Source organism: Pedobacter sp. R20-19 (assembly GCF_000708265.2).
In the GTDB taxonomy this organism is placed as follows: domain Bacteria; phylum Bacteroidota; class Bacteroidia; order Sphingobacteriales; family Sphingobacteriaceae; genus Pedobacter.
In genome coordinates this window covers 290,843-310,317 of the sequence record NZ_JCKI01000004.1, presented here as the reverse complement: position 1 = coordinate 310,317, position 19,475 = coordinate 290,843, and the positions used below count along the sequence as shown (strand labels likewise).

Annotated in this window: 15 protein-coding genes; 4 read left to right on the top strand and 11 right to left on the bottom strand. The window is 35.0% G+C overall.

Features of this window, described 5'->3' with window-relative positions; translation table 11 throughout:
* Window positions 1-13 precede the first annotated feature (13 nt).
* A complete protein-coding gene (locus tag AN34_RS11625) occupies window positions 14-1,612 on the bottom strand; it encodes an ATP-dependent DNA ligase (protein ID WP_029285540.1) in 1,599 nt (532 codons plus the stop codon).
* Window positions 1,609-2,664 carry a ligase-associated DNA damage response exonuclease gene (locus AN34_RS11620; RefSeq protein WP_036677040.1) on the bottom strand — a complete coding sequence of 352 codons (1,056 nt, stop codon included), beginning with the start codon at window positions 2,662-2,664 and terminating at the stop codon, window positions 1,609-1,611. The genes AN34_RS11625 and AN34_RS11620 overlap by 4 nt, the downstream gene beginning before the upstream one ends.
* A 154-nt stretch (window positions 2,665-2,818) precedes the next feature.
* On the opposite strand from AN34_RS11620, the gene AN34_RS11615 reads away from it, so the two are divergent.
* Both AN34_RS11615 and AN34_RS11610 read left to right on the top strand, forming a co-directional pair.
* Window positions 2,819-3,430, top strand: coding sequence for a SatD family protein (locus AN34_RS11615; protein WP_029285535.1), 612 nt, complete (start codon window positions 2,819-2,821; stop codon window positions 3,428-3,430).
* Window positions 3,430-4,140 (top strand): DUF3307 domain-containing protein, encoded by a 711-nt coding sequence (locus AN34_RS11610; protein WP_029285533.1) that lies wholly within the window; start codon window positions 3,430-3,432, stop codon window positions 4,138-4,140. The genes AN34_RS11615 and AN34_RS11610 overlap by 1 nt, the downstream gene beginning before the upstream one ends.
* Window positions 4,141-4,227: 87 nt before the next feature.
* Here the strand turns inward: AN34_RS11610 and AN34_RS11605 are convergent, their stop codons facing one another.
* The 7 genes from AN34_RS11605 to AN34_RS11575 all read right to left on the bottom strand — a co-directional run bounded on the left by AN34_RS11605 (window position 4,228) and on the right by AN34_RS11575 (window position 13,790).
* Window positions 4,228-6,411: a S9 family peptidase gene (locus AN34_RS11605; protein WP_231625534.1), complete on the bottom strand. Its 2,184-nt coding sequence runs from the start codon at window positions 6,409-6,411 to the stop codon at window positions 4,228-4,230.
* 81 nt (window positions 6,412-6,492) lie between these two features.
* Window positions 6,493-7,176, bottom strand: coding sequence for a hypothetical protein (locus tag AN34_RS11600; RefSeq protein WP_029285529.1), 684 nt, complete (start codon window positions 7,174-7,176; stop codon window positions 6,493-6,495).
* A 22-nt stretch (window positions 7,177-7,198) separates the two neighbouring features.
* Window positions 7,199-7,975, bottom strand: coding sequence for an enoyl-CoA hydratase/isomerase family protein (locus AN34_RS11595; protein ID WP_029285527.1), 777 nt, complete (start codon window positions 7,973-7,975; stop codon window positions 7,199-7,201).
* Between the two features lies 1 nt (window position 7,976).
* Window positions 7,977-10,064 (bottom strand): ComEC/Rec2 family competence protein, encoded by a 2,088-nt coding sequence (locus AN34_RS11590; protein WP_082468377.1) that lies wholly within the window; start codon window positions 10,062-10,064, stop codon window positions 7,977-7,979.
* A gap of 3 nt (window positions 10,065-10,067) precedes the next feature.
* Complete coding sequence (locus AN34_RS11585) at window positions 10,068-12,035, bottom strand: helix-hairpin-helix domain-containing protein (protein ID WP_231625533.1); 1,968 nt, start codon at window positions 12,033-12,035, stop codon at window positions 10,068-10,070.
* A gap of 52 nt (window positions 12,036-12,087) precedes the next feature.
* On the bottom strand, window positions 12,088-12,891 hold the full coding sequence (locus AN34_RS11580) for a hypothetical protein (protein ID WP_029285521.1): 804 nt from the start codon (window positions 12,889-12,891) through the stop codon (window positions 12,088-12,090).
* A gap of 116 nt (window positions 12,892-13,007) precedes the next feature.
* Window positions 13,008-13,790 (bottom strand): murein L,D-transpeptidase catalytic domain family protein, encoded by a 783-nt coding sequence (locus AN34_RS11575; RefSeq protein WP_029285519.1) that lies wholly within the window; start codon window positions 13,788-13,790, stop codon window positions 13,008-13,010.
* A gap of 165 nt (window positions 13,791-13,955) precedes the next feature.
* Here AN34_RS11575 and AN34_RS11570 point away from each other — a divergent pair, with 165 nt between their 5' ends.
* Together AN34_RS11570 and AN34_RS22010 are read left to right on the top strand one after the other, a co-directional pair.
* The gene (locus tag AN34_RS11570; RefSeq protein ID WP_029285517.1) at window positions 13,956-15,404 is read left to right on the top strand and encodes an SDR family oxidoreductase; all 1,449 of its coding nucleotides are present in this window, start codon (window positions 13,956-13,958) and stop codon (window positions 15,402-15,404) included.
* Between the two features lie 37 nt (window positions 15,405-15,441).
* On the top strand, window positions 15,442-15,564 hold the full coding sequence (locus tag AN34_RS22010; RefSeq protein ID WP_255353654.1) for a hypothetical protein: 123 nt from the start codon (window positions 15,442-15,444) through the stop codon (window positions 15,562-15,564).
* On the opposite strand, the gene AN34_RS11565 is transcribed toward AN34_RS22010, so the two are convergent.
* Together AN34_RS11565 and AN34_RS11560 are read right to left on the bottom strand one after the other, a co-directional pair.
* Window positions 15,551-17,446: a DUF3857 domain-containing transglutaminase family protein gene (locus tag AN34_RS11565; protein ID WP_231625532.1), complete on the bottom strand. Its 1,896-nt coding sequence runs from the start codon at window positions 17,444-17,446 to the stop codon at window positions 15,551-15,553. The two genes, AN34_RS22010 and AN34_RS11565, sit on opposite strands and share 14 nt — an antisense overlap.
* Window positions 17,447-17,454: 8 nt before the next feature.
* On the bottom strand, window positions 17,455-19,428 hold the full coding sequence (locus AN34_RS11560) for a DUF3857 domain-containing protein (RefSeq protein ID WP_029285513.1): 1,974 nt from the start codon (window positions 19,426-19,428) through the stop codon (window positions 17,455-17,457).
* Window positions 19,429-19,475 lie beyond the last annotated feature (47 nt).

The window sequence follows — 19,475 nt, the reverse complement described above, 5'->3', positions numbered from 1 at the left end:
GCTTATAAGATTTCTAGCCATTTATAAACGTTGATTCCAGCAGCTGGCGTAAATCTTCAAGTGTATTAATTTCGGCTGCTTTTTTATCTTTTCGCCAGCGTAAAATTCTTGGAAAACGAAGAGCCAAGCCAGCTTTATGTCTTTTACTCTCGGCAATTCCTTCAAATGCGATTTCAAAAACCAGTTCTGGTTTAACTGTGCGCACTGGTCCGAATTTTTCTATAGCGTTTCTGGTTACAAATGAATTTACCTCTTTAATTTCCTTATCTGTTAAGCCTGAATAAGCTTTGGCTATAGTAACTAAATTTTCCCCATCACGAACGGCAAAAGTATAATCAGTAAAGAAATTTGCTCTTCTGCCACTACCTTTCTGTGCATAAATCATTACGGCATCTACTGTGTAAGGATTGATTTTCCATTTCCACCAATCACCACGTTTTCTACCACTATGATAATGAGAACTCAGCTTTTTAAGCATAATGCCCTCACTGTTGATGGATCTTGAGGTTTGTCTCAATGTTGCCAATTCTTCCCAGTTTTTGCAATTAATCACCGGCGAAAGAATAACAGCACTTTCATCTAAATTTTCAAATAACTGCTCTAAAATAGCTCTTCTTTCGCTTAAGGGATGTTCTCGAAAATCATTGGTTTCATACTCCAGAATGTCGTACACAAAAAAACCGATCGGCGCATCATCCAACTGCTTTTTATTAATCGTTTTACGGTTTAATCGCTGTTGTAGGGTGCTAAACGATAAAACCTGTTTATCTTGTACGGCTAGAATTTCTCCGTCTAGTACAACCCCATCAGGCAATACATCAATTAAAAAATGAAGTTCCGGAAACTGATCGGTTACCAGTTCTTCTCCACGGCTCCAGATAAAAAGTTCACCATTTCTTTTCACTATTTGTCCTCTAATGCCATCCCATTTCCATTCAGCCTGCCATTCGGATAGATCAACTAATTTTTCTGGCTCCTGCTCTAGGGCATAAGCCAGGCAAAAAGGATAAGGCCATGAATTATCGGTATTAACATGGGTACCATTAATTAACTCATGGAAAGTTATTTCATATGGATTCCACTTACCCATAATGCTATGCATAATTTGCGCACTATCTAAACTACTTTGTTTAGCCAGTGCATTGACCAGCATTTTGTTTGAAACACCAATTCTGAAATTTCCTGAAATGAGTTTGTTAAAAATGAAGCGTTCCTGTGTTTCCAGGTGATTCCAGGCATTTAAAATAAACACTTTCTTAGTTTCATCGTCTTTACCTTCTAAATCATGCAGGTCTTCAATCCATTTATGTAATGAAAAATCCGATGTATTTTCAGCAGGCGGCAGGAGTAGTGCGATGGTTTCACTTAAATCACCAACATTTGAATAGCTTTCAGAAAATAGCCATTCGGGGGTCTGTGTAATATCTATAGCCCAATATTTGAGTAAAGCAGACTTAATTGGACGTTTGGGTTTTTTACCTGTAAACAGTGCAATTACCCAAATTTTATCCTGATCATCTGCGTGATTAAAATAATCAACCAGTGCAGCAATTTTATCATTGGTTTTATTGCTCAGCTCAAGCTGTTGAATTAGTTTTGCGAAACGTTTCATTCTGACTTTTTATTTTCTGTTTCAACATGATGATTTTCAGCATCGGCTAAATCAACTTTATTTTCTTCGTCATCTTCCTGGCCAAACTTGGTCATTACTTCTTCTGATTCAATTCCCTCATCATTTAGAAACCGACTAAAAGCAGCGGTAAAGCCATGTGTAACATAAACCTTTTCTGCACCAGTTGCAGTAATGGCATCCATTAAACCTGTCCAATCGGCATGGTCGCTTAAGGCGAAACCTGCATCTGCACTTTGCCAGCGGCGATGTGCCCTTACCTGCATCCAACCTGAACAAATTCCTGTTACCGGATGAGATAAGTTCTTGATCCATCGGCTATCTCTCATGGCTGGCGGAACAATAACAATTCCTTTTTGCAACTCATCTTTTGTAGTTTCTGGTGTAATTCTAATGGTTTCAGGAAGGTTTACACCCGCATCAATAATCACTTCGTTTAAATTTGCGATGCTATTGTGTACATAAATGGGAACATCGCCCGCAAGGTTTTTAATCAGGCGTTGTGCTTTACCAAGGCTATAGGCAATTAATACACTGGTTTTTTGCTGTTGGATATTATCATTTACCCAGCTTTTAATTCCATTGAAAACCACTTCTTGCTTTTGCCATTTATAAACGGGTAAACCAAAAGTACTTTCCGAAACAAAAGAATGGCATTTTACAGGTTCAAAAACGTCGCTAATGCCGTCATCTTCAGTTTTATAATCACCAGAGATAACACATACTTCTCCTTTATATTCTAAACGAACCTGAGCTGAACCAATAATATGACCAGCAGGATAGAATGATATATTGACCCCATTCCGAACAATACTTTCACCATAATTCAATGTTTCTACATTTAAATCCTCACTGATACGCCTTTTAATGATCGGTTTAGTGAGCGTATGGCATAGATAATATTTGTTACCAAAACGAACATGATCACTATGTCCATGCGTAGTTACAGCATAATCTACAGGCCACCAAGGGTCTACATAGAAGTCGCCTTGTTTGCAATAAATGCCTCTTTTTGTAAATTCGATTAATGCCATATATATTAAACAATAAATCAGAATTTAAGTTTTGAAATGATATCGGCTAATTGTCCGATAAAATGAAATATCGGCTAATTAGCCGATAAAATGAAATATCGGGTAATTAGCCGATAATTTTGTGAAATTGAATAATTTCAAATATCTTAGTGTTATGATTTGCATTATAACAGGTGATATTGTAGGCTCTAGAAAAGTAAAGGATAGTTGGTTATCGAACTTAAAAAGTGCGCTTAAAGTGATTGCAGGGCAATACAACAAATGGGAGATTTACAGAGGAGATAGCTTTCAGATAGAAGTTGAACCTGAAAATGCAATCAAAGCAGCAGCGTATTTAAAAGCCTGCATCAGGGTTAATAAGCCAGCTGATGTTAGAATGGGAATAGGGATTGGGACAGTTAAAAGTAAACGCAAAAAGCTTTCTGAATCAAATGGTGATGTATTTGTGAATTCAGGAATTGCTTTTGATAGCTTAAAACAAGCAAAAGTTAATTTGGCTATCAAAACTGATTTTAATGAATTTGATGAAGATATTAATGTAATGATTAGGCTTGCATTAATTGCGATGGATAGCTGGGGAATTGTTGCTGCAGAGATGGTAAAACTTGCATTAGAACATGAAAATCTATTACAAAGTGAGCTGGCTACCCTTTCAGGTAGAACACAATCATCTGTTAGTGAGGCCTTAAAGCGTGCACACTACTCTGAATTAATGGATATGGATAAACTGTATCGTAAAAAATTGAATCAAATATTTGCTAACTGATGGATATCTATCTAATTAAGCTCATCCTTGCACATTTAATAGGTGATTTCTTTCTACAACCAAATTCCTGGGTAAAGGATAAGGCAACTAAAAAACTAAAATCAAGAAAACTATATATACATGTAGCTGTACATATAGTGTTGATTTTTTTAGTGTTCCTAAGTTTTAGCGAATGGAAGGTAGCACTTTCAATAGGGTTATTGCATTTGTTTATTGATGGGATGAAAGCTATTTTTCAGACTCGAAAAAACGCTCGTGTATTGTTTTTTGTCGATCAGATTTTTCATTTTTCTACCATTTTTTTAGTCTGGCATCTTTTTTTCAATGGGCATCTGGATATGAGTTATCTTAATGATATTAAGTTCTGGATTTTAATTTCCTGTGCTTTGTTTTTAACCATGCCAACTTCCATTATCATGAAAGTAATTATTGCCAAATGGTTACCAGAAAATGATGATGAAAGCCCTAAATCATTGCAAAATGCAGGAAAATATATCGGAATTTTGGAACGGGTATTAATTTTTATCTTTATTACGACCAATCATTTTGAAGCAGTAGGATTTTTACTTGCTGCAAAATCTATCTTCCGCTTTGGTGATTTAAAAGAAGCTCATGATTTAAAGTTAACGGAGTATGTTTTAATTGGAACTTTACTAAGTTTTGGAATTGCTATTGGCATTGCGCTGGCAGTAAAAGGATTTTTAGTTTAGAACCTTTTTAATGATAAAACTTAATTAAAATAAAAAGCGGGGCTATCGAAACTGATTCCCCGCTAAAATTACTTTATAAATTGGTATTTATCTTGCTCCCGGAGGACAGTTGTCTTTCAAGAATTTAGTAAAAGTAAGTGATAAATGCTCACTTGTTCCTTCACCTTCAGAGATGCTGTGGGTACGATTTGGATAACTCATCAATTGAAAAACTTTTTTGTTCTTAATTAATTCATTGATCAACATTTCAGCATTTTGGTAATGAACATTATCATCTCCGGTGCCATGGATATATAATAAATTACCCTTTAGGTTTTTAGCATATGTAATAGGAGAGCCTTTTATATAAGCATCCTTACTTGGGAAAGGTGTCCCCATATAACGTTCCTGATATACATTATCATAAGTAAGTTGATTACCTACTGCTGCAATGGCAATTCCTGTTTTGTAAATTTCCGGATATTGGAACATCAGGTTTAAAGTTGATGAACCGCCACCACTCCAGCCCCAAACTGCAACACGTTCTTTATCCATAAAAGAATTTGTAGCTAGTAATTTTTTTGCAGCCATTGCCTGATCATGAACATTCAGTACACCAATGTTTTTATAAATGCTTTTGCGCCAGACCGCACCCTTTGGAACAGGTGCACCTCGGTTATCCATTGATATATAGATGTAGCCGTCTTTAGCCATATCACCTGCATATAACCTGTTCATGCCGGCGCCATAAGTATCAGCAGCAGTTTGTGATGCCGGTTCGCCGTAAACATAAAATACCACCGGATATTTTTTGTCAGGATTAAAGTTGTCTGGTTTTTTCATCCATCCGTCTAATTCTACGCCATCTTCGGTAGTTACCTTAAAAAATTCTACTTTATTTTTTGGCGGTTCTTGTTTAGATAGCTGCGTAGTGATACTTCCATCCATTGTAAATGGATTACCTGTTGTGAAGTTCATCCACTCCGTAATAGGTCTAACTACAGAACTATTATAAGTATGACGTGCAAAAGCAGCGTTTGGCGAAATGTCGTAATTATGTGTTCCAGGTAGAATGGATGGCGTTATTTGCTCCAATTTACCTTTGCCATCCAATTTGGTTTTAAATAAATATTTTTGAGTGGCATTGGTTGGTGATGCTGTAAAATAAACATAATTATTTTTTTCATCTATTAACTTGATGTCGATCACATCATAATTTCCTTTAGTAACCAATGTTTGTTTCTTGCCATCGCGGCTTACCCTATATAAGTGGTTCCAGCCATCCTTGTCAGATAGAATGGTAAATTCTTTATAATCGGATAACCATTTCCACTCATCCTGAGCATCAATCCAGGCTTTGGCAGATTCGGTATAAATTGCCTTTGCTACACCAGAATTTGCATCACAAAGGAAAACTTTACTTTCATTCTGCTCGCGGCTAAGTTGCTGTAAAATAATCTCATTGCTATTTGGAACCCATTGCATACGAGGAATATAATGCTGTATATTATCTCCTGGAACATTTAGCCAGTTGGTTTTCGCTGTTGTGATGTCAACTACTCCAATTTTGCATGCCGATGGATTTTCACCCACCTTTGGGTATTCTACTGGTATGGTAAAGGGATAAATAGAATCAGTATTGTTAATCATCAAAAAGTTTTTAATTTTCGTAGCATCTATTTGCCAATAAGCAATGGTTTTGCTATCTGGGCTCCACCTGAAACCATCACGGCAATCAAATTCTTCTTCGTAAACCCAATCAAAAGTTCCGTTAATCATGCGATCAGTTCCATCTGTTGTTAAGGCTTTTGTTCCTGATCCGTCAACATTTTCTACATACAGGTTGTGTTTGCTTACATAGGCCACTTTGTTTCCGTCAGGAGATATTTTAGCAAACATCAGGGAAGAGGCAGGTTTATCTTTTCCAATCTGGGTAATTTTATTTGCTGTTAAATCTGCGAGCCAATAATCACCCCGGGTATCATAACGCCATACTTTTTTACTATTGGTATAAATTAATGCCTTTGTTCCATCAGCTGAAAATTGAAAACTTCTCACGGCGATTGCATTACTTGAACCCGCTGGTGTAAGTAATCCTCTGGAAACAACTGTTTTTTTATCGTTCTTAGGAAGGGTGACTAAAACAATTTCCCCGCTTGAAATCTGATAATAAGAGTTTCCATCTTTTGCCCAATTGATGCCTTGTGCATGCGCATCAAATACAGCAAAAGCAGCGATGCAAATGATGGATAATTTGAATAATAAGTTTTTAATCATATATTTTTTGATCATAAAAAAAGCTTTTTAACTTTTCGGCTAATTTAAATAAAAAGCCGGCAGTTAAAAAGCCTAATATTAATCGATAGTGTTTAATTATTCACCACCACCTTGCATTTTAGCAAGGTCTTCCATGGTAACTACTTCGTAGCCAGTTGGAACATCTTTAGAGATTGCGCCAACCTTTCCTTCAGCAATAGATTTAAGGGTTGTTGTTGTTTCGATACCACGTTGCACTAAAGTATATTTTACAGGGAAAGCGCCAAGACCTGGAAAGTAATTCTGAGAACCAACATTTGGTAAGTCTACTTCTTTAGTTGCCCAAAGTTCATGTGCGCCACCTTTATCATCTTTGAAAGTATATTTTTCAGCATTAAAACCACCAACAGTTTGTTTCTGACCAGTAGCTTTGAAATCAGAGAATTTCGGCATTTCGCCCATTACTTTTGCAACATCTTCTTTTGATTGTTTTACAGCAAATTGTTTTTGGGCAATTGGCACATCAATTAAAAGTAAGCCTGTTTTATCATTATTGTCAGAAACGATCCCAATCATTGCTGGTCCTTGTTCCATTTCAATTTTAGTAAGGCCATTGTTAAATTTAACCTTTAATTCTGCTGGTGGTTCTTGTCCACCCATTGCAGATTTTTGCTCATCCGTTAATTTATATTCCATTCCATAGATAAGCGTGCCTTCAGTTATTTTCTTTTGGGCATGAGCGATTACAGCTGTACCTACTAATATAAAGGCTACAACACTTGTTTTAATTGATTTGAACATGTTTTTATTTCAGTTTAGTTATTTACCAGTTAATTTTTTCTTTATTCAGAAATGATGCCACACCTTTTTTAAAATCGGCACTTTCACGCACCCGGGCATTAATCTGTACAGCGGTTTCTAAAGTTTTTTCTAAAAGCGGTTTTGTAGTTTGACTAATCAGTTGTTTCGTAATCATTAACGAATTTCCCGAACTCTCGCTACACAAACTTAAAGCAAATTCTTTAACCTTTTGATTTATTTCTGGTGAATTTGTTACAAAATTTATTAAATTATATTCCAATGCCTGCGCTGCCGGAAAAATGTTCCCAGTAAGTAAAATCTCTCTGGCAATGGTTTCGTTAACTTTCTGCATCAAAAAGCAAGAAACAATTGCAGGTACAAAACCAATCTTTACTTCAGTGTAACCAAAGCTACTTTCCGGAGTTGCAAAAATAATATCACAAATGGTTGCCAATCCGCAGCCACCCGCAATGGCATGTCCTTCTACCTGGGCAATTACAACTTTTGGCAGGTAATAAATAGTGGTAAAAAGCTTTTTCAAACGGTTTGAATCAGCTATATTTTCTTCAAAATTATTATTTTGCAGCTGTTGTAAATATTCTAAATCTGCTCCAGCACTGAAAGTACTTCCATTGGCATTCAATACAATTACTTTAACCTGCTCATCTTCTTCTGCCTGAAGGAATGCTAGTGTCAACGCATCAATAAGTGCTGGATTCAGCGCATTACGTTTTTCAGGACGGTTTATCGTAATGGTGGCTATTCTGTCATTTACACTGTATAAAACCAGTTCTTCCATATTATTCGGTTAATTGAACCAAATATGCAGGATTTTTCTTTAAAATTTGAAGGTGTGCTTTAATATTATGCTCATTTTCTTTAAACCATTTAATTTTGTAATCTTTATTCGTTGCGTCTACTATAATATTTTCATATTCAACTTCAGGTGGAAGTTTATTTATTTTAAAAGTGGTATTGCCCGTAAGCCAGATGGCATTAAACTTTCCTCTAGCATCCAGTTTTTTATAATTGAAGGAATTATCGATAATCAAAATTTTGTATTGATTAAAAATAATCTGCTTGTTTTTGAGCACAAAATGGGGCGTAATGGTATCAGTTAATAAATTAATAGTTTTAATCAAACTAACCTTTGATTGATCTAGTGCCGGTTGAATGAAAAACTGAAAGGTCTTATCATCGGGATTTAAATCGGTAACCAAAATAGCTTGGTTGCCTTGAATAAATGCTGTAGCATAGCTTTTTCTTAAAGTATAAAAGATAATTTTCTTTTGGTTAACAGCCTTATAGTGATCATAAACCATTATGAATTGGTAACCAATGAAAATGGCAATAGAGGCAAAAAGAAACTTTTTATTGTACTTCGCCATTGAATATATAAAAAATGCAAGTGATAAAGTCAATAAAATTAATGCAGATAAGCTCATCCACAATGATGAAAAAGTGGCATAAGGTAAGTCGGCTATCCATTTTAAAACCTGATTGGTAGAAATAATTATCCATTCAAATATTGGTGCAAGTTTATCTAATAAGGGAAGGAGTATGGCAATTCCTAAAATCATAATGACTATGAGTGGAATTGAAATAAATAAGTTACCCAAAAGAAAGTATACCGGAAATTGATGAAAATAATAAATACATAGCGGGAATGTAGCCACCTGTGCAGCTATGGAAAGGGCTATTAATTCCCAAACCTTATCAAGCCATTTGTTTTTAATATAGACCCATTTGTAAATTTTTGGTTGAAGATAAATAAGTCCGAAAACTGAAAGATAAGAAAGCTGAAATCCAACATCCCAAATCAAAAATGGATCATAGATGAATTGGCAAAAAGCAGCAAAAGCCAAAGTATTATAGCCGTTTTTGTTTTGGGCAAAAGTTTTTGCGGTAATAAATATAGTGATCATAATCGCAGAACGAACTACGGATGGCGATAACCCCGTAACTAGTGCATAAATCCATATCAAACTGCATATAAAAATGAATTTCAAGACTTTAAGAGATTTTATTTTATCCAGAAACATTAATAAAAAATCAAGTACCAGGAAAATAATGGCCACATGACTTCCTGAAACGGATAAGGCATGAATAGTTCCTGTTTTTGAATATGCAGCCAATGTTTCTTTTGAAAGATCGGCTCGATAGCCTAAAATAAGTGTGGATGCAACTGCAAAGGCTTCATCGTTTTTAATGAATTTTCTATATTTATTTACCTGCTGCTCCCGCCACTCTATTGCAAATCTTAAAATTGGGTTTCCAATATTCCGGCCGGTTTTTAATACATGACTTTGATTAATAAACGTTTGCTCATAAACGTTTTGTATAGCTAACCAGTTTTGAAAATCAAATTCTGCAGGATTATATGGTGGTTCAACTGTTGAATACTTTGCAGTAATAATTAATTCATCTCCATACTTAATTTTTAATGGCTTAGAATCATCTAGCTTTAATGCCAGCAGAATTTGGCCGCTCACTTTTGTCTGTGTGTTTTTGGTGTAACCGGAAATGACGCTTGCTCTGAATCTTAAAATGTCATGATTTAATACAGGCTCATTGGTCACTCGAATTTTTAAATAATTAACATTTTTTTTTGTAAAGTAATCAGGTTTAAGCTTTTCATTATTAGTAAGGCTAAGTAAACCACCAATAAAGAAAAACAACAGGTATATTAAAATTCCAGTAAAACCTTTGTATTTATAAACGTTTAATTTCTGGTAAGAAATATTTAGCAATAGGATTGAAAAAAATAATATTGTACAAATTGAGCCAACAATAAAGATTAGATTTTTATGAGGCAAGAAATAAAATATTCCGATGCCGAGTATAAGCGGCACTAATACTCTGACGAAAAAATATTCCTCCTTAAACATATATTAGAATTGGTAACGCAGCTGAATTTTAACTTCTGACTTGTTGTTTCCTTCAATCTGATCTAGATAGGTACCGATAGTTGTTACCTGCTGATAATGAAACATGGCATATCTTGCCCACAGATTTAACTTTTTAGCCAAGGTATATTTCATATTCAGATAGGTTCTAAAACCTTTGCCACTATACATTCCGAATGCAAAGCTGTATAACACATCATCTTCATAAGCATAAATCCGACTATTATAACTGGGTGTATTGAAATAAGCAATCCTGAGATTTCCAGTGATTTTGGAGAATAAGGGCGAATAATCAATATCCTGATAAAGCAGGTAACCAAATTCAGCATTGGCATCACCTTTTTTATATTGAGACATTTCGATTCGGTTTTGAAAACCCCATTTCGCATTTGCCTGCCAGGAGGATTCGATTCTATATCCTTCTTTTTTAACGTCATCAATAAAGTTTATAGGCACATCTAAATCTGTATTTTGCTGTTTGTTTTCTGTTTTATAGCGAAGCAATACTTTAAAGATTTTATTTGGTGTGTAAGCAACCTGACTTAATACCTCATAGCCTTTGGAAGGTGCATCTACTCTATATTTAAGCCATGGAAACCGGAAATAGTCGCCATAAACAGAAAAGGCCCATTGCTTATTCGGATTGATATTTAACCCCGTGTAAATGCCTTTCTCATTAACAGGTTCACTTGATTCTGAAACAGCCTGATTAAAGAAATTATGATAATCTTTGGCATAATTGCGATAGGTTACTGCTGCTGAAACGGTTGGAGATAAGCTGATTAATGCACCATTTATATATGCAAAACCACCTGGAAAGCTTTTTCCACCTTCGCCATATAAATACATATTTCTGTAAGTGTAGTTGTAGTAGATCCCATAATTGGTTAATGAATTTCCTGTAAAACTAAATTTGTCATAAGGTGCAGTTTGCGTGATAAAACTATTTCCATATTTGCTCTGATAAGTAATAGCACCAACTGAAAATTCATTTTCATGGTATTGGATTACAGTTCCATAGATCTGCTGAGTAAGATTATTTTTGTTTTTAATTTCTGTCGGAGTTCTATGTAAACCCGTTTGGTTGATCGTTGATTGAACGCGTGCTCCATCAATGCCAATGGCCTGGCTGGCATCTAATTTTCTAAATGAAATAAAGGGAGTGATATCAAGACCATTTAAAAGATTAATGGTGGCAGAGGTGCCTCTTAAAAAAGAATATTCATTAGTAGAATTATAAGGTCTTAATCCAAGGTCCTTTTTTGCAACACTGGTCACATCCGGACCTTTGCCAAATGAAAATCCAGACCATAGTGTTAAACCCTGTCCAAATTGCATGGTGTAATCTCCAATGACTAATTTCTTTACTTTTCCAAGTTTAGAAAGTGTAATATTCCCAGAGTAAAAGTCAAATGGCTTACCAATGAATTTTTCACCTGCATCCTTATCCAATGTAATAGCTGCCGATAAAATAGTACTATAGTGATAACGGTACCGGGTTTGAAAACGTTCTGGTGAGCCTAAGTAACGATTGCCAGGTAAATCTGTAAATCCTTTTTGCTTTTGTAATGTTTGAGCAAAACGCATGATTAAATCATTTTCACCTAAATGAATGATATTACGTAAGGATAACTTCTCATATTCTGTTGTATTATTGGTTGTTACAAAAGGCAAGAGGCTTTGAACTGTTTTGGTATCAAAACCATCAATAGATTGAAGTTCTAACACGTCTGCTAAATTTCCACTTTCTTTAATGTGACTGAAGAAATTACTAATCTGTAAAGGAGAAAGGAAAACCAATGTTTTTAATTCTTCAGACGAAGTTTTATTTAGATTAATAGGGTGCTTCCGATATCGGGTTAGGATATCTATAAGTTCTGAAAAATCATAATCATCTGGTAAGTTATCAGCTACACTCTCCAGTATATCTTTAACATCGGGCTCTTGTTCCAAGATTTGAGCATTTGCAATGAATCCCATCAAAACAAACAAAGTAGTTAGCATTCTAAAACGCATAGCCGATTGCGATTTGAGGTGCATAACCTAGATTGGCATCATAGTTTGTTGCCATATCCAATAGAAATTGTTTGTAGTTCAGTCCGAAACCAACAGATTGTTTAAATGGTTTTGCACTTATTCCTCCTCTGAGACTCAATAAATCAACTATTTTATATTCTATTCCTAGTTTAACGTCTATAGGTTGATTAACAATCTTTGTAACCGTAGTAGCAATCAGCACTTTATTCGTAGCCAGATAACTTGCTCCAAGGTTAAATGATGTAGGAATTTTAGCAGAGATGAGTTGACTATTAAACTTTTGCTTTGATGGATTGTTGGTGAAAGCCCCTATACTAAAATGATCGTCAAAATGATATAATACTCCAAAGTCAATTGAGAAGCCAGTTGAAGCGCCATAATGATCAATTTTTAGTTGATGATAGTTCCCATTAAGTCCAAGGGACAGTTTTTCGCCAAAGCTCTTTGCATAGGTGAAACCAATTTTACTTTCATTGTATACGGAAAAACCATAACGTTGAAAACTTGCGCCTACATAATTGTTTTTAAAAGGAATGACTCCAACAATACTCTGTGAGCTGATCTCATCGCTTAGAAGATGTTTAATGTAGTTTAATGAAATTGCAGGGTGATCTAAAAAAGTTATTCCGGCAGGATTAGCTTGTATTGCCCAAATATCATTAACGGCTGCTCCGTTATCAGCCATGGCAGAAAGCCTGGGGCCTAAATTGTTTTGGGCATGAAGGTAAGGCGTGAATAGAAACACTATCACCAAAAAACACAATATTTTCATAATCTCGTATTAAGCGGGATGTATAAAAAATAGAGTGATTTTGATTATATACTAAATGTATAAAATAAATTACTAATTTGAGGTTTTAATTAGTTTAAAATTGTAGTTTTTAAATATTAATCCATTTTAGCGGCAAAAACTTCTTGCTGATTGGAAACCATGCTAGCTGCTAAAGTCTCATTTAAAAACTGAGAATTATAATTCTGATCTGAATTGTTGATGAATAATACGCTTCTGCCTGAAATCATATCGATAATTTGATTCGCCAGTTTTGAAGAAACTGCTGGACAACCCTGACTTCGACCCAGTCTCCCCAATTGATCAATGGTTCCTTGTGACACATAATTAGCGCCATGCAGTACAATAGCCCTTTCCCTTGCTTTATCATTAAAGCCTAAATCCATTCCATCAAGTTTTAAAGAGCGGCCATGTTTGCCATTATAAACTTCGCCTGTAACATAAAATCCTAAGCTACTTTGATTGGAATTGGGTGTATTGGAAAAACAATCTGGTTTATCTCCACCGCTGTTTTGCCCATGAGCAACCCAGGTATTTAATAGCAGTTTATTTTCTTGCAGGTCAATAATATAGAATCTTTTTTTACAACTTTCCTGGTCAAAATCAGCAATTGTTAATATTGATTTTGATGAATTCAATCCAGAATATCTTAAATTATAAAAACCAGTTAATGCTTTTTCAAAAACGGTTTCGCTTAATCCTGCAGAATCAAGTTTAGTTTGATGATAAATATTAGAAACGTAAAGGTTATAAATACTGTCTTTAGCAGTTGTGATTATTGATTGTTGTTTGTTTTCAATTTCTACTGATCTCCAGCTGGTACCAATAATGCTAATGGCTACTAAAAAAATAGGAGCAATGCGCAGGATGCTTCTTCTCATTTATAATATTTAGGTCAACACTAAGGAATAATACGGTTAATATATTATTTTATTATTAGCAAAGACTTGTATATTTTAAGTTACAAAGTGTTTTACGCTACTATGACTATTTACTTATTTGCAACAAAGCTGGGTAAAATCTGTTATTCCTGAAATAATCATCAGATGAAAATTTTATTAACAGGAGCGAACGGTTATATTGGTACCCGGTTATTGCCTTTATTAATTGCTGAAAATCATGAAGTGGTTTGTATGGTGAGAGATAAACGGAGGTTTATTTTACCATCAGATGCGAATGGAAAGGTTACTGTTATTTCTGGCGACCTACTTAATATTAATACTTTAGGCGAGATACCTAAGGATATAGATGCTGCATATTACCTGGTTCACTCCATGTCTTCCAGCGAGCAGGGATTTTCTGATATGGAAAGGAAATCTTCGGAAAACTTTTCTGCTGTAATCAAAAAGACATCTTGTAAACAGATTATTTATCTTACCGGAATTGCTAATGACGAACATCTATCGAAGCACCTGGGGTCCAGACTTGCTGTAGAAGATGAATTGAAATCCTCTCAAATAGCCTGCACTATTTTAAGGGCTGCCATTATTATTGGTTCCGGGAGTGCTTCTTTTGAAATTATTAGGGATTTGACAGAGAAAATACCTGTAATGGTGGCTCCAAAATGGGTAAAAACACTATGCCAGCCGATCGGTATAAGAGATGTTTTGGCTTATTTAACAGGTGTGTTGTTAAATGAAAATGCTTATAATGAAACTTTTGATATTGGAGGACCTGATGTTTTATCTTATCGGGATATGCTTTTGGGCTATGCTAAAGAGCGAAAACTTAAAAGATGGATTATAACCGTACCAGTACTTACACCTCGGCTTTCATCACTTTGGTTAAACATGATTACGCCAGTACCTTATGCTTTAGCTAGAAGTTTAGTAGATAGCATGAAAAATGAAGTGGTTTGTAAAGACAACAGGATTCAGAATGTAGTGCCTAGAAAATGTTTAACCTATAGCGAAGCTTTACATCTGGCTTTTGAAAAGATTGATCAGAATTCTATTGTATCCAGCTGGAAAGATGCATTGAACAGGGGATACCTGCATACCGATTTTATGGATCAGATCAAAGTGCCTCAAAATGGTACTTTAGAATACAAGGTGAAGATGCAATTTGACAGAGAAGCAGGAGAGGTTTTTGAAAACATCTGGAGCATTGGTGGAAACAGGGGATGGTATTATATGGATTGGTTATGGCAATTCAGAGGTTTTTTAGACAAGATGTTCGGCGGCGTAGGTACCAGACGGGGAAGAACGAGTAACACAGATTTACAAGCCGGAGATGTTCTTGATTTTTGGCGGGTGTTACTGGCTGATAAAAAGAACAAACGACTTTTGCTTTATGCTGAAATGAAAGTGCCGGGTGAGGCCTGGCTGGAACTTAAATTAATTAATTTTCACGGCAAAGCATTTTTATCTCAAATTGCCACTTTCAGGCCTCGGGGGTTATGGGGCAGAATGTATTGGTATGCCATGTGGCCATTCCACTTAGTGCTTTTTAGGGGCATGGCCAAACAGATTACAAAATATCGACCAGATAATTAGCTGAATTTATTTACATTTGGCTATAAAAATTGTTGATATGCCAAACCAAGATCATGATTATTCGTTCTGGACTAAATATAAACGCTTTGCTTCAACAGAAATCATCATGTACCTCATTATGATCATCGGAATAGGACTTGGCATTATTATTTTAAGTTAAGTACTAGTTTTAAATGATCTGCTGCATTCACATCATTAATGAACTTAGAAAATTCAGTATACTTTTCGGCAGGGAATGTACCATCATGAAGGATCAGCTTTCTATAGTAAATTAATTTATTCTCTTTCTTACTTACCTTTCTTTCATATTCGCCAAATGAATTGGTGAAGTTTTTGTCCTCAATAAGAACCAATTCAGATTTTAAATTTTCTGGTAACTCATATTCTATCCGATCTTCATCTGTAAAACCACGATTGATGTAAACTGGTAAAGTACGACTTCCTAATTCTTGAACGGTTGGCTGCACATTAAATGCATTCAGTTGCAAAAACATTTTATTACCATTTACAGGCGCATAATTTTTAATGCTCAGGTTAATATCTTCCGTTATTTCCGGATTAGTTGCTTTCTTCTCAGTAAAGCCAACACTTTCAAAATTAATGTTATCAACGTTATAGGCATCCTTTAAAAGCTTGTGTTGCGCTGTTATTGGCTCATTAATCAAAGATTTACGGTTATCATACTGAACTCCTGAAAATACCGTATTCATCTTTCCTTTAACATTGCCGTCAGGGCTGATGGTAAACGTAGCTTTCCGAACCTGCAGGTTATCTTTAGTCATTAACTTAGGCGTATGCATTAGTTTGCCACCTGCAGGCGTACAGGCAAATACAATTCTGTCATCAGTAAAATCACTCAGAAATCCGAAAGGGATTTTTTGATTGGTACATTCCAGCCAGGTAGTATCACCTTTAAGGGGCATACATAAGATAACATGGTTGCCCTGGGCCATACTTGCATAAGTTGGATCGACATTTCTTTTTAAAGATCCGGCTTCTACCACGCAATAATAAGATTCAATGTCTGCTGCTTTAAGTAGGCTCTGCATATAATTTACCAATGCCTTGCAATCTCCATAACCCAGGCGATCAACCTCACTGGCAGCAATAGGCTGGAAACCACCAATTCCGATTTGAACACTAATGTAACGGGTTTTTTCTTGTAAAAATTGGTAAATCTTTCTGGCTTTTTCTTTATCATTCACTTCAGCTTTAACCAGTTCTTTTACCATTTGTATGGTAGCTGGAGGCAATGTCATTCTATCTCTAAGCAAATCATCATATACCCATTTACCCAAATTTTGCCAGTTATCATAACTTCCCTTATGCCCATAATAATAAAACTGTTCAGGTGCAATCTGTACTTTAGTAATGTAGCGTTCAGGGTCAGGGCTATACGGTTCTGGTTTGGTTGCCATGTGATTGCTGATGGACCAACTCAGTTTTTTCTGCTTTTCATCAATGATTTCGATAGGTTTTCCATCATAATGTTGTGTTTTAATCCGTATCTGATCTGTTGGCTTACAAATAAAGGTGTAACTGCTTTTTTCAACCGAGACTTTATTTTGAAGTGTTGGCATCCAATCGCGGATAATCAGATTTTGTTTATTTCTGATCTCAATTTCATATGCTATAGTATAGGGATATTGATTAACAGACGGTGTGAAGTATTTTAATCGACTATCTGTAAACAAAGAAAATCCATCTACAGCACTTATATCAGAAAAATTATTTTGGTTGAATTTATTAATTAATATTCCTCCAGAATTGTAAATTTCAGCTTTAATACTTTTTATGGATGTATTTTTATCATAGCCAATAGCCATCCGGGCATCATCATCCCCGTTTTGGTTGAAGACCGTAATTATCTTTTTTTGTAGATACATTACATTGTCTGGCGCCCTCATATCTATGGTAATTTCTTCATTTCTAATACATGCATTTGCCCTGCTATGGAGCTGAGACGAAATCAGATCAGCATCATAATTTACCTGTGCTAAGCCTAATTTAGCCATTAAAATGAAAAATATTAATGTGATCATCAATCTCATCAGTTAGCTTTTTTAAATAAATACTCACTTTTTTGAGTTTGAATAATCTTGCTGTAAAATTCTTTTAAATAAAGATATTGATCAGGTTCATAAATAGCATGGTTCAGCTGCAGCGCCTGAGTTAGTGTTAATATATTATTTTCAAATGATGTATTTAGTAAATATCTGCCGCCAGAATCCGGTAAGCCCATGGCCATATCTTTAGGTTTTTCTAAAACTTCGTATTGATATGGCATTGTAATTTGAATGGAAATTCGCTCATCAGTAGCGGCACCTAAATCAACAGGATATGTCCTTTCATTCAAATTGAAAGGGTTTTTAGTGATGGTATTAATGAAAAACGGGCTCAGGTAAAATTGCTTGTTTGCAGTTCCATCAATCATATTAAATTCTACTTCAAACTTTTCGGTAAGTGTATTTTCAATACTGTCTACATTGTTGATTTCGAAGTGTTTGATTTTAATTCTGGGCAAACGCTCATCAATCTTTTCCACATATTCATCTATTGATCCATATTTTTTAATGTCTTTCCTTTTATTATATGCTGCATAACCTTGACTATAGGTCGTCAGTAATCCTGTTAATTTCCCATCAGGATTCAATTTGCCTTGTAATATATAACTGGTCGTATTTTTCTGGCTTGCTTTTAAATCAATCCAGTAAGATGCTTTTTTAAGGTTAATAACCCTTCCCTGGTCATTTATACATCTCAATGGCAATAAGCCAAAGGGTAGTAGTGGCTCAGAGGCATCTAACAAATAGCTTTTGTCACCAATATTAACTTTAGCCACCACATAATTAAAATCAGAAATTACGGGATATAATTTATTAATGCTCCCATTTTCGCGGGTGGATAGAATAACTGCTTCAGCATCCAGATTTGCTGCTGATAGGGCTGCAATTAAATTAAGATTAATATCGGCAACGCTTCCAGATCTGGTTTCTAAAGATTTTTTAATGTTGTCTTCAGTAAAAACGCCATAATAATTATTCCATTTAATTTGCTTTTTAATATAAGCATAAATGGCATTGGCTTTTTGCAAATCATCAGGAGCATCCTTTATAATGGTTGCCATTAAATCCTTATACAGATCTTTCCTTTTCATCTGTGCGCCAAATGATTTATCAGTTGTTAATTCATAGTCAACATCTTTCCATGTTTTAGTGTATGATGTTTTTGCACCATTAGGGCTGGTGAAATCAGATAATTCGAAATAAATAGCAGATTTGAAATTACTAGGTGCAGTCATGTTCTCTTCTTCCACAAATGCCGGAATATCCTTCATCAGGTAAGTGATTTTTGAACAATCTATATTCACACCATTAAACCTTAAACAATCTTTAGAAAGTTCTACTTTTTGGTCGGTTAATTTCTGGTATCCCCTTAATGATACGTTATAGTTGTATATGCCTGGAATGTACACTAGATACTCGCTGTATACCTTGGGTAGATCAGATTGGAACTCCCAGGTTTTGAAATTAAATAATCTTGGAGATTTTAAACGATAACTGTATTCGATTACGGATCCTTCTTTTAAATTAGGTAAGGTAAACTTGGTTAATCTGGTGTATTTTGATCTGTTCTCAAGAAAAATAGCTTTTCTATCCATCACCGTTTCTACAAAATTTCCATCAATATAATTAAAGGTAGAGGCTTTTAGATCACTAAAAAGCTCTTCACGATTTTCATCTTTATACATCGGGATAACGATATTTGCAGCGCTGAACCCTTTTTTATTATATATTTTGATTTTAGTATGGTATTCAAAAATGAGTTCAACCTGACCTGTGTTATCATCTTTTTGAATGGAAGTTGTTCCAAATTCTTTGAGAACTACTGCATTGGCAGTACTATCAATTTTTTTTCTGTCGAAATCCATTTCGTCATAAGTAATCTGTCCGAAAGTAAAATTTTGAGCAAAAGACGTTAATGTAAGTAAACAAAGGGCTACAGGCAACAATAAGATTTTCATTTTAAGCGTAATTTTCCGCAATTTAATGCTAGGAATGATAACTAGGA

Bases quoted from the DNA above. Each gene is read 5' to 3' on its own strand.
- AN34_RS11625 (WP_029285540.1), bottom strand. From the start codon at position 1,612: ATGAAACGTTTCGCAAAACTAATTCAACAGCTTGAGCTGAGCAATAAA.
- AN34_RS11620 (WP_036677040.1), bottom strand. From the start codon at position 2,664: ATGGCATTAATCGAATTTACAAAAAGAGGCATTTATTGCAAACAAGGC.
- AN34_RS11615 (WP_029285535.1), top strand. From the start codon at position 2,819: ATGATTTGCATTATAACAGGTGATATTGTAGGCTCTAGAAAAGTAAAG.
- AN34_RS11610 (WP_029285533.1), top strand. From the start codon at position 3,430: ATGGATATCTATCTAATTAAGCTCATCCTTGCACATTTAATAGGTGAT.
- AN34_RS11605 (WP_231625534.1), bottom strand. From the start codon at position 6,411: ATGATCAAAAAATATATGATTAAAAACTTATTATTCAAATTATCCATC.
- AN34_RS11600 (WP_029285529.1), bottom strand. From the start codon at position 7,176: ATGTTCAAATCAATTAAAACAAGTGTTGTAGCCTTTATATTAGTAGGT.
- AN34_RS11595 (WP_029285527.1), bottom strand. From the start codon at position 7,975: ATGGAAGAACTGGTTTTATACAGTGTAAATGACAGAATAGCCACCATT.
- AN34_RS11590 (WP_082468377.1), bottom strand. From the start codon at position 10,064: ATGTTTAAGGAGGAATATTTTTTCGTCAGAGTATTAGTGCCGCTTATA.
- AN34_RS11580 (WP_029285521.1), bottom strand. From the start codon at position 12,891: ATGAAAATATTGTGTTTTTTGGTGATAGTGTTTCTATTCACGCCTTAC.
- AN34_RS11575 (WP_029285519.1), bottom strand. From the start codon at position 13,790: ATGAGAAGAAGCATCCTGCGCATTGCTCCTATTTTTTTAGTAGCCATT.
- AN34_RS11570 (WP_029285517.1), top strand. From the start codon at position 13,956: ATGAAAATTTTATTAACAGGAGCGAACGGTTATATTGGTACCCGGTTA.
- AN34_RS22010 (WP_255353654.1), top strand. From the start codon at position 15,442: ATGCCAAACCAAGATCATGATTATTCGTTCTGGACTAAATATAAACGC.
- AN34_RS11565 (WP_231625532.1), bottom strand. From the start codon at position 17,446: ATGATCACATTAATATTTTTCATTTTAATGGCTAAATTAGGCTTAGCA.
- AN34_RS11560 (WP_029285513.1), bottom strand. From the start codon at position 19,428: ATGAAAATCTTATTGTTGCCTGTAGCCCTTTGTTTACTTACATTAACG.